Here is an 11,484-nt window from a genome sequence, read left to right as displayed (position 1 = left end):
TCTGCCCCCGTCGTGATTGCGCTGAATAGTTTCTCAACCGACCGCAATCTCGTACTGCTCGATATGGAAACCGGGTCGCGAGTTAATGCTGATGTGGCGGCCGTAGCGCTGTTCCAACTCGTCGATTCCGGCACGCTCTTCATCGACCAGCAGGCTGGCGATATCGGGATGGGCCAGCAGGGTGACATGGCCGGCGGGCAGATCGGCCAACTCCCGGTGCAGCTCACGCAATACTTCGTAAATAATGGTCAGCTGACCTTTGACATAGCCCTTGCCCTCGCAGTAAGGGCAGGGTTCGCAGAGGGTGCGGCCGATCGATTCGCGCACCCGCTTACGGGTCATCTCGACCAGGCCCAACTCGGAAATCTTCAGGATGTTGGTCTTGTTCTTGTCGCTCTTCAGCGCCTCTTCCAATGCGGCGTGGACCTTTTCGCGGTGCGCCTCTTTCTCCATATCGATAAAGTCGATGATAATCAACCCACCGATATTGCGCAGCCGCAACTGGAAAGCGATCTCTTTGAGCGCTTCAAGATTGGTTTTGAGAATCGTGTCCTCGAGGTTGTGCTTGCCAACGTAGCGTCCGGTGTTGACGTCGATGGCGGTCAGCGCTTCAGTCTGCTCGATGATGATGGAACCACCACTCTTCAGCCAGACTTTACGCCCCAGCGCACGGGAAATTTCCACCTCCAGCCCGTAGGCGTCGAAGATCGGTTCGTCGCCATCATAGAGTTCGATGCAGTAGTTCAGCTTCGGCATGAAGGTGCGAATGAAGCGAACGATCTTGTTGTACTCTTCCTGGTTGTCGACAACGATCCGCTGAATCTCTTCGGTCAGGATATCACGCAGCACCTTGCTGGTGACGTCGAGGTCGGAATGGATCAGGCTGGGTGCTTTGCGCTCATCGATATTGCTGCTCAGATCGTCCCACAGGCCGACCAGGAACTCCATATCACCGCGCAGCTCCTCCTCGCTTTTGCCTTCGGAGACAGTACGGACGATAAAGCCTGTGCCCGGCTCGCGCATCGATTCGACGACATTTTTAAGTCGTTCTCGCTCTTCTTCACATTCGATGCGGCGGGAGATACCGACATGATCGACCGTCGGCATGTAGACCAGGTGGCGGCCCGGCAGGGAAATATGCGAGGTGATGCGTGCCCCCTTGGTGCCGATCGGCTCCTTGGAAATCTGCACCAGCAATTCCTGGCCTTCTTTCAGCAGATCCTCGATCGGCGGCAGAGTGGCCAACTCGCTACCATCCGACTGCTCAAGTCCGGGGTCCTCCCCCTCGATGGTGCGTTCGACCTGCTCCATTTCATCAAGCACGTCAGCGACATACAAAAAGGCCGCTTTCTCCAGCCCAATGTCGACAAAAGCCGCCTGCATGCCAGGCAGCACACGGATAACCTTGCCCTTGTAAATATTCCCGACGATTCCCCTCTCACGCTCGCGCTCAATATAGAGCTCAGCAATGTGACCGCCTTCGAGCAAAGCCACACGGGTCTCGTGGGAGGTGGTGCTGATGACCAACTCCTTACGCATAATTTTTCTCCAGATTCTGTATATATTTCAAAGCGAAACTTTAAGTTTTTTGATCTGAAACCCTAATAAAGATCTCTGCCACCAAGGCACAAAGAGCACCAAGAAGGTCCGAACCTAATTCTAGGGTTTTCCCTAAAAAGAGCTCTTCTTGGTGTACTTGGTGGCCAACCTTGTTTTGGGTTTTTGAGAGGGAAGTCGCGTGCAACCTCAACCCCTCACATAATCCGCGAAAAACATTATTCTTCCGCAGAATTTTTAAGGATAATACCGATCTTGCGAACCTGCAAGCGCCGAATTTCTTCGATCTCCATTTCCAGCAGATAAGCGGCAACTTGCAACGGGCTGCCCTTTTTCAGCAGCAACTCCAACTCACCATCAACCAGGCTCATCTCCTGCACATCGGCGCGCAAATCAACCTGCTTTTCGCGTCCTTTTTTCATCAACACAACGGTCACCTGCTCCGCCTGCAGGAAGGCTTCGATCCGTTTTTGCAGGTCAAGTGGCAACTTCGCCGGCAAAGGCACACGGTAGCGGCTGGAAGCGACCGCAGATGAAGGAGAAAGAGACTTCCAGGGAATTTCTTTAGCTTCAATTATTTTGAACCCATCCGGAAGTTGAACATTCAAACTAGACAAAACATGATCAACATCAATTTTTTGAGTCAATTCGAGGTCGATCAACTCAGCTTCGCTAGAAACACCCATCGGCAGCGCTTCCAGATAAGAGACCTTCGGTTTCGGATGAAACCCACCGGAAAAACGCACCGGCAAGCCCGCCCGGCGCACTGCACGCTGGAACATCGCCAGGTATTCGAGATGAGCAACCATGCGTGCGCGCCCCTGCTTGGTCAGGGTCAGGCGGACGCGGGTCAATTCTTCTTCGCTTTCGCCTTCCGCTTGCTGCGCGGGCCTTTCAGCTTCTGAATCGGTCAAACGCATTCTGCGTTCTTTGAAATCGCAAACACCGCAGGCGTGGCAATCGCCGTCGCGACAATCTGGTGTGGCATCACCCTCAAGGGCTTTATCCAGTTCGCTGCGGAAAAAGCTTTTCGGCAGGCCACAATCGATATGATCCCAGGGCAGCACTTCATCAAAATCGCGCTGACGCAGATACCAGAACGGATCGATGTCGCAATCGGCGAAGGCCTGCATCCATTTTTCGAAATCAAAATGCTCACGCCAACCGTCGAAACGGCAACCGAGTTCGACGGCCCGCTCCAAAACTTTTGCCAGCCGCCGGTCGCCGCGCGCGAACACCCCTTCGAGAAACGAGAGCTCCGCTTCGTGATACTTGAAGCGCAGCTTTTTTTTGCGCAACCCTTCTTTCAGCATCTCCTGCTTCCGCCGGGTTTCTTCGATATCGATCTGCCCATGCCATTGGAACGGCGTGTGCGGTTTCGGCACGAAGGTCGACACCGCGACATTCACATCGTTGCCGCCGGTCCCCTTGCCACTTCGCTTGACCTGTGTCGCCAGTTCGATCAACTGCTGCAGGTCATCGTCGGTTTCGGTCGGCAGTCCCATCATGAAGTAGAGCTTGATCAGCCGCCAACCGAGCCGGTAAGCGTTGCCGGTAGTTTCGAGCAGATCGTCGGCACTGATCCCTTTATTGATCACTGCCCGCAACCGCTCACTGCCCGCTTCAGGCGCGAGAGTGAAGCCGGTCTTGCGCACCTTCTTCACCTCTTCCATCAGCTCTTCGGTCAGCGAACCGACCCGCAGGCTTGGCAGAGACACAGCTACCCGGTCGGCGGCATGCTCCGCCATCAAACTGCCAAGCAGGCCTTCGATACAGCTGTAGTCGCCGGTCGACAGCGAAAGCAGGGAGATCTCCTCAAAACCGGAATTTCCCAGCGACTGGTTGATCAGATTGCGTATTGTTTCCGGGCTGCGTTCACGCACCGGCCGATAGATATAACCTGCCTGGCAGAAACGGCAGCCACGGGTGCAGCCACGGGCGATCTCCATTGCCACCCGGTTGTGGACCGTCTGCATATAAGGGATGATCGGCTGGGTTGGAAAGGGTGCGGTTTCCAAGTCGTTGAGGTAACGGCGACCGACTTTTTCATAGCCATCACGCCGCGGAGAAATTTCAGCAACAGTCCCCTCGTCGTTGTAACTGACAGCGAAAAACTGCGGCAGGTAGAAGCCTTCGATCCCGGAGAGGTGCTCCAGCAATTGCAAGCGGCTCCAGTTTTCCCGTTTGCTGCGTCGCACCGCTGCGGCTAGCTCGACAATCGCTTCTTCGCCGTCACCGATCAGGGCAACATCGAAAAACTCGGCCAGAGGCTCGGGGTTGTAAGCGCAGGGGCCGCCAACAACAATCAGCGGCGCGGACTCATCTCTTTGCTCGCGCCGAAGCGGCAAGCCTGCCTGCCGCAGCATGCCAAGCAGGTTGGTGTAACTGAGCTCGTACTGGAGGGTGAAGCCGATGATGTCAAACTCGGCCAGAAGCCGGCTGCTCTCCAGTGAGCAGAGCGGCTGGTTGTTCTCCTCCAGCCACTGCGCCATATCGGGCCAGGCGGAATAAACCCGCTCGGCCGCGGCCCAGTCGAGGCTGTTGAGAATATGGTAGAGGATCGGGAAACCGATATGACTCATACCGACTTCATAGACATCGGGGAAAGCCAACGCCATCCGCACCTCGATGCCATCATCCAGCTTACAAATCGACCCCAGCTCGCCACCGAGATAGCGGGAGGGTTTGGTCACCTGCAGCAGCGCTTCTGTCTGATCAATTTTTGACAAAGGACAACCTTCTTTAGGAAAGAAGCAAAAAGGGGGCTAAATTATCACCCCCGGAAAATCAAGACAAGCGATTTAAAAGGTTTTTCTCTTGCCCGCCTACCACTGCGAGCAACCACTGAGCGTCCGCTCAATCGAATCCCGTCAACCAAGGCTGCAAAAACTCAATCTAGCCGCTAAATTATTCATCAGAAAACAATGAACATGCTATGATTGACAAAACTTTTCTATATTAGTCATCATTTCACTCTCCCCAGCAGAGACAGGGGCTCAGCTATGCCGATTCGTATTGCCTGTAATCACGTCACTGACTATAAATTTGATCGCCCGGTTTCTCTTTCGCCCCATGTTTTGCGTTTGCGACCGGCGGCACACTGTCGGACACCGATCCTTTCCTACTCTCTGAAGGTCCTCCCGGAAGAGCACTTTCTCAACTGGCAGCAGGACGCCTTCGGTAACTACCTGGCGCGTTTGGTGTTTCCGGAGAAGACCCGGCAGCTCCGCTTCGAGGTTGAAGTCATCGCCGACATGGCGGCTTACAACCCGTTCGATTTCTTCATCGAAGAATATGCCGAAAACTATCCATTTACCTACAGCAAGCAGGAAAAGACCGAACTGGCTCCCTATCTGCAGAAAGTTGTCACCGGCCCGCGCCTGGAGAAATGGCTACAGCGGATCGATCGCAGTGAAACACGAACCGTAGATTTCCTGGTTGAGGTCAACCGCCAGGTTCAGGAGTCCGTGAACTACTCGGTGCGGATGGAACCGGGGGTACAGACCTGCGAAACGACGTTAAAGCGTCAAATCGGCTCCTGCCGGGATTCGGCCTGGCTGCTGGTGCAGGTCTTCCGTCATCTCGGCCTGGCGGCGCGCTTTGTCAGCGGCTACCTGGTGCAGCTGACTGCCGATGAAAAATCACTCGACGGACCCTCCGGGCCGGAAACCGACTTTACCGACCTGCACGCCTGGACCGAGGTTTATGTTCCGGGTGCCGGCTGGATCGGCCTCGACCCGACCTCTGGCCTGTTGGCCAGCGAAGGCCACATTCCCCTCGCCTGCACGCCGCACCCGGTCAGTGCCGCTCCGGTCACCGGGGCGATGGACAAATGCGAGGTCGAGTTTGAACACAGCAACAAAGTCAGTCGAATTCACGAAGATCCTCGGGTCACCAAACCCTACAGTGACGAACAGTGGGACCTGATCAACGCCCTCGGTCAGCAGGTTGACGAGGAACTCGTCGCCGGGGATGTGCGCTTGACCATGGGCGGCGAGCCGACCTTCGTTTCCATCGACGATATGGAGAGCGCGCAGTGGAACGTCAGCGCCGATGGGGAACACAAGCGGGAACTGGCCTACGATCTGACCCTGCGCCTGCGCGATGCCTTCACCGTCGGCGGGCTGCTGCATTTCGGCCAGGGCAAATGGTACCCGGGCGAACCACTGCCACGCTGGGCCAACGGCTGCTTCTGGCGCAAAGACAAACAACCGATCTGGCAGGATCCCAAGCTGCTGGCCGATATCAACAAGGACTATCAGGTCACCCACAAGGATGCGCAAAAGTTCGCCGGGCAGCTGGTACAGGCCCTCGGCATCGGCAACGATTATCTGGTGCCCGGTTACGAGGACACCCTCTACTGGCTCTGGAAAGAAGGCTCGGTGCCGGCCAACCTGGACTCTGAGAAGGCCAGCCTGAAAGACTCCTCGGAGCGACGTACTCTGGCGCAGGTGCTGCAAAAAGGTTTGGGCGATCCGGTCGGCTACGCCCTGCCGCTGAAGTGGGATCTGGCCGAGTCCTGCTGGACCAGCAGCCCCTGGGAGTTCCGCCGCGAGCAGATGTACCTGATCCCCGGCGACTCTGCCATGGGACTGAGATTACCGCTCGATTCGCTGCCCTGGATAGCGCCGGAGAAGCGCGAGCCCTTTGTCGAGCAAAGCCAGTTCCAGCCGCTGCCGGAGTTGGACAATTACCACGGTCTCTGGGCTGGTAAACTGGTGCCGGAACCTGAGCTGCAGACCAGCGCCAGCCAAAGAGAAAAGGCAGAAAAAGAAACTGAAGAAAAGGAACCGCAGCAGGTCGAGGTGACCCATACCGCGCTCTGCGTCGAAGCCCGCAACGGCCGGCTACATATCTTCATGCCGCCGCTGGGCCGGCTGGAAGAATACCTCGACCTGATCGCGCTGATCGAAACCACTGCTGCTGAAATGGAAATTCCGGTGGTCATCGAGGGCTACGAACCACCGCACGACTGGCGCATCCAGCGGCTTTCGGTCACCCCCGACCCGGGCGTCATCGAAGTCAACATTCACCCGGCCGAAAGCTGGCAGGAGATCGTCGACAACACCGTGCGCCTTTACGAGGAAGCCCGTCAGTGCCGCCTCGGTACGGAAAAGTTCATGCTCGACGGCCGCCACACCGGCACCGGCGGCGGCAACCATATCACCCTCGGCGGGTTGACCCCGAGCGACAGCCCGATGCTGCGCCGCCCCGACCTGCTGCGCAGCCTGGTCACCTTCTGGCAGCATCATCCGGCACTCTCGTACCTCTTCTCCGGCATGTTCATGGGACCGACCAGCCAGGCACCACGGATCGACGAAGCCCGCAACGACTCGCTCTACGAGCTGGAGATCGCTTTCCAACAGGTCCCAGAGGGAGAAGTGCCGGCACCATGGCTGGTCGATCGCCTGCTGCGCAACCTGCTGATCGATGTCACCGGCAACACCCACCGCGCCGAGTTCTGCATCGACAAGCTCTATTCGCCCGACAGCGCCTCCGGCCGCTTGGGACTGCTCGAACTGCGCGCCTTCGAGATGCCACCGCACGCGCGCATGAGCCTGGTGCAGAACCTGCTGCTGCGCACCCTGATCGCCTGGTTCTGGAAGCAGCCCTACAAGCAGGACCTGGTGCGCTGGGGAACCTCCCTGCATGACCGCTTCTTGCTGCCCTATTTCGTCCGCCAAGACATGCAGGATGTCGTCGCCAGCCTGCAGGAAGCGGGTTATCCGTTCCAGCTCGACTGGTTCGATCCGTTCTTCGAGTTCCGCTTCCCCCGTTACGGCACCACCCGGATCGACGATATCGAGCTGGAGCTGCGCTTCGCCATTGAGCCCTGGCATGTGCTCGGCGAAGAGGTCGGCAGCCAGGGAACTTCACGCTATGTCGATTCTTCTGTCGAGCGTCTGCAGCTGCACGTCACCGGGCTGACCGAAGGCCGGCACGTGATCGCCTGCAACGGCCGCCGGGTTCCGCTACGCCAGACCGGGCGCAAGGATGAGTTCGTCGCCGGGGTACGTTACCGTGCCTGGCAACCACCCTCAGCGCTGCACCCGACCATCAAGCCGCACTCGCCGCTGGTGTTCGATGTCATCGACACCTGGAACGGCCGCTCGATAGGTGGCTGCAGCTATCATGTTTCGCATCCGGGCGGCCGCAACTACGAGGATTTCCCGGTCAACGCAATCACCGCTGAAGCACGTCGCGATGCCCTGTTCCACGTAACCGAGCACACCCAGGGACCACTGCAGCCGCAGCCGGAGTTCTCGAGCCTCGGCAAGTTCTTCCCGGAAGGAAACCTGCCGGGACCGATGGAGCCACCGCTTGAGGAACGCAACCCGGAATTCCCCTACACCCTCGACCTGCGCCTCGGACGGAATTAGGCCTACGATAAAATTCTCAAAGAAACGATGTTAAGTGAGAACGACGTGAATTCAGACATAAAACAGTTTCAGGAACAACGGCAACACAGCGGGGGACAATCTTTTGCCCGGGAGCTGGGCCGCTTTGACCAGACCAGTGAGCCGGGTCAGTCGCGCCCAGCGCACGATAACCAGCTGCTACAGACGCTGAATAAACTCGGCAACAAACGCTTGGACAAACGACGCAAAGAGGCCCAGCGACTGCTGCGGGAAAATGGCGCGACCTTCAACGATTTCGAAACGTCCGATACCTCCCGTTCCTGGCAGTTCGACCCGATCCCTCTGATCATAGGCCGGGAGGACTGGGCACAGGTTGAACAGGGTCTGGTGCAGCGGGCCGAACTGCTAAACCTGATCCTGCATGACATGTACGGACCACGCGAACTGCTCGCCAAAGGTTTACTGCCGCCGGAACTGGTCTACACCCACAAGGGGTTCCTCTGGCCCTGCGTCGGGCTACTCCCCCCCGAAGAGAAATATCTCAACCTTTACTCGGCGAACCTCGCCAAAGGCAAAGACGGCCGTTTCTGGGTGTTTGAAGATTTTGCCCAGCCTCCCTTCGGCTCCGGCTACGCGCTGGAAAACCGGATTGTCATGACCCGTAGTTTTGCCCGCCTGTTTCAGGATTTTCAGGTCCACCGCCTGGCCATGTATTTCCGCACTCTGCGCAACCGATTGGCGCAGTTGGCCCGCCACAACCGTGCCGAGCCAACCATTGTCGTCCTCACGCCGGGACCGGAGCACCCGCTCTATTTTGAACACAGCTACCTCGCCTCCTATCTCGGTTGCCCACTGGTGCAGGGAGCCGACCTGGTTGTCCGCAACGGCTGTGTCTGGTTAAAGACGGTCAGTGGCCTGCGGCAGGTTGATGTGATCCTGCAACGATTGGCCGATGATCTCTGTGATCCGCTTGAATTGCGTGCCGATTCGCTGTTCGGAGTTCCCGGCCTGCTCGAAGCGATTCGCCTCGGCAACTGCGCCACCGCCAACGCTATTGGCAGCGGTGCCCTGCAGAACCCTGCACTACTCTCATTCTTACCAAGCCTGGCGAAAGAACTTCTGGGGGAAGAGTTGATCCTGCCGTCGGTTGCCACCTGGTGGTGCGGCCAACCCCGGGAACGGGAATTTGTGCTGCAGCACCTCAACCAACTGATCATCCGGCCGATCCATCCACTCCCCGGACTGCCCGCGTCAATCCCGGGTCGACTGAACGAGTCACAGCTCGCAGAATGGCGCCAGCGGATCATTGCCAACCCGCATCTTTTTGTCGGCCAGGAAATTTCCAGCCTGACAACGGCCCCCTCTTTCGTCAGCGGACAAATCGAAGAGCGTCCCTGCGTTTTGAGCACCTACCTGACAGCCAAAGACGATTCTTATGTCGCCATGTCCGGCGGGCTGGCACGGGTCGATGATGACGAGGCAAAACTGCTGGTGGCACAAAGCGGCGGCTACAGCAAAGACACCTGGGTTTTGACGGCAGAACCCAAGAAAGAAGTTAATCTCTGGCGGCTGGCCCAACCAGACCAGCTGATAGAGCCACTGCTCGGTCCTCTGCCCAGCCGGGCAGCGGAAAACCTGTACTGGGCCGGGCGTTACGCCGAACGCTCTGAAGCGACGGCCAGGCTGCTGCGCTCAATTCTTATCAAGTTCCGCGAGTACAGCGAGTTCCGCGACCCGGACGATCGCCTCAGCCTGGAGCACCTGCTGCGTGCGTTAACTCATGTCACCGTGACCTATCCCGGCTTTGTCGGTGAAGGTGGCAGGAAAAAACTTGCTGATCCCCGCTCCGAGCTGATGTCGTTGGCCCGCGATGTCGATCGCCCCGGCAGCCTGCGCTCATCCCTGCGCGGCTTCGGCCAGGCGGCCTACATCGTCCGGGACCTTCTGCCGACCGATGCCTGGCGGATCGTTGATAACATTCAGCAGAACTGGAACCCACGCTTCTCGATCACCCAGATCGGCAGCGGCCGCTTGCATGACAGCATCAACCAGTTACTGGTACAACTGTCGGCATTCAGTGGCCTGAACAACGACAACATGGCGCGGGAAACCGACTGGCTGCTGCTGAAGATCGGGCGCAGCCTGGAACGAGCCCTCAACCTGATCGCCCTGCTGCGCGCGACCCTGGTTCCCTATTTCAAGCCATCGATGGAAGCACAGATGTTCGAGACGGTTCTGGCCAACAGTAACAGCCTGATCACCTACCGGCGACGCTACCGCTCTTTCATGCAGCTACCAACAATTCTGGAGCTGCTGCTCTGTGACGAAAACTATCCACGTTCGCTGGCCTACCAGCTGCGCCAGTTGGAACGGATGATTGCAGAGCTGCCAGCCGAACGGGAACAATCGCAGGCCGACCCTGACACCCTGTTAATCAGCGAGGTGCTGGCGACTCTTCGTGGTTCAGAACCGAAAGCGCTTGCCCAACTGTCGCGCAACAACGATTGCTACCCGCTGCTCGAAGAGCTTTTGACCCAGCAGAAAGATCAGCTGGAGCGGCTTTCCGAGGCGCTGATGAATCTCTACTTCAGCCCGAGCCTGGTCCCGCAACAGCTCGGTTCAGCACGCTTGGACAGAGCCTCATGAGATTCAGGGTCACGCACATAACCGCCTATGAGTACAAGGACGCGGTCGCCTTGTGCCGCAACCAGGCCTATCTGCTACCGCGCCAGACACCGTGGCAGCATTGCCTGATAAGCACCCTGGAAATCGACCCACAACCGGTCGATTTACGGGAGCGGCTTGATCCCTTCGGGAACCGCGTCAGTCATTTTGCCTTGCAGCACGCACACAAAAAGCTGACGGTAACCGCAAAGAGTGAAATCAAGATAAAAACGGATCCGGAACGCTTCGCCGCAGCCAACCGAAACAGCTGGGACCAGTTGATCCCCCAGTTGCGCAGCAACAAAAGCCCTGAAATCCTGGCGGCATTGCCATTTTTATACGATTCTCCGCTGGCAGGATCATCATCGGCGCTAAGCGACTATGCCCGGCCATCATTTCCGAACGGAAGGCCGTTGGCAGACGCGGCCATGGACCTGATGAGCCGCATTTATCAGGATTTCACCTATCAGCCGGGCGTCACCACGGTGGCGACCCCTCTTTCGCAGGTGTTGAAAACACGCCAGGGCGTCTGTCAGGATTTCGCTCACCTGGGGGTCGCCTGTCTGCGCTCACTCGGGCTGCCGGCACGATATGTCAGTGGTTACATCGAAACCCTGCCGCCACCGGGACAGCCGCGACTGGTCGGTGCCGACGCCTCGCATGCCTGGTTCTCAGTTTTTACCGGCGATGCGGGCTGGCTCGATTTCGACCCGACGAATAATCAACTGATTGCCGACCAGCATGTCACGGTCGCCTGGGGGCGTGATTTCGATGATGTATCACCCCTGCGCGGAGTCGCACTCGGCGGCGGTGAGCACAGCGTGCAGGTTTCGGTCGATGTCGAACGAGTGAGCGAAATGCCAACGTAATTTTGCCCCCATGTAGGTCTTTGCTATGCTTTGAG

5 protein-coding genes are annotated in these 11,484 nt (G+C 57.8%); 3 read left to right on the top strand and 2 right to left on the bottom strand.

What is annotated here, in order from left to right; all coding sequences use genetic code 11:
- Positions 1-33: 33 nt before the first annotated feature.
- Both BUB13_RS07605 and BUB13_RS07600 read right to left on the bottom strand, forming a co-directional pair.
- Positions 34-1,539, bottom strand: a complete 1,506-nt coding sequence (locus BUB13_RS07605) for an Rne/Rng family ribonuclease (RefSeq protein ID WP_072907491.1) — start codon at positions 1,537-1,539, stop codon at positions 34-36.
- A gap of 236 nt (positions 1,540-1,775) precedes the next feature.
- Complete coding sequence (locus BUB13_RS07600; RefSeq protein WP_244151846.1) at positions 1,776-4,286, bottom strand: TIGR03960 family B12-binding radical SAM protein; 2,511 nt, start codon at positions 4,284-4,286, stop codon at positions 1,776-1,778.
- Between the two features lie 273 nt (positions 4,287-4,559).
- Here BUB13_RS07600 and BUB13_RS07595 point away from each other — a divergent pair, with 273 nt between their 5' ends.
- The 3 genes from BUB13_RS07595 to BUB13_RS07585 are packed head-to-tail and all read left to right on the top strand — an operon-like array spanning position 4,560 to position 11,449.
- A complete protein-coding gene (locus BUB13_RS07595) occupies positions 4,560-7,937 on the top strand; it encodes a transglutaminase family protein (RefSeq protein WP_072907489.1) in 3,378 nt (1,125 codons plus the stop codon).
- Between the two features lie 45 nt (positions 7,938-7,982).
- A complete protein-coding gene (locus BUB13_RS07590) occupies positions 7,983-10,562 on the top strand; it encodes a circularly permuted type 2 ATP-grasp protein (protein ID WP_244151845.1) in 2,580 nt (859 codons plus the stop codon).
- Entirely contained in the window at positions 10,559-11,449 is an 891-nt protein-coding gene (locus BUB13_RS07585) for a transglutaminase family protein (protein WP_072907487.1), read from the top strand. Before BUB13_RS07590 ends, BUB13_RS07585 begins: the two co-directional genes overlap by 4 nt.
- Positions 11,450-11,484: the final 35 nt, after the last annotated feature.

It is taken from the genome of Malonomonas rubra DSM 5091, assembly GCF_900142125.1.
GTDB classification, from domain to species: domain Bacteria; phylum Desulfobacterota; class Desulfuromonadia; order Desulfuromonadales; family Geopsychrobacteraceae; genus Malonomonas; species Malonomonas rubra.
Note: the sequence above shows the minus strand (reverse complement) of the source record. Positions and strands in the feature narration are given on the sequence as shown.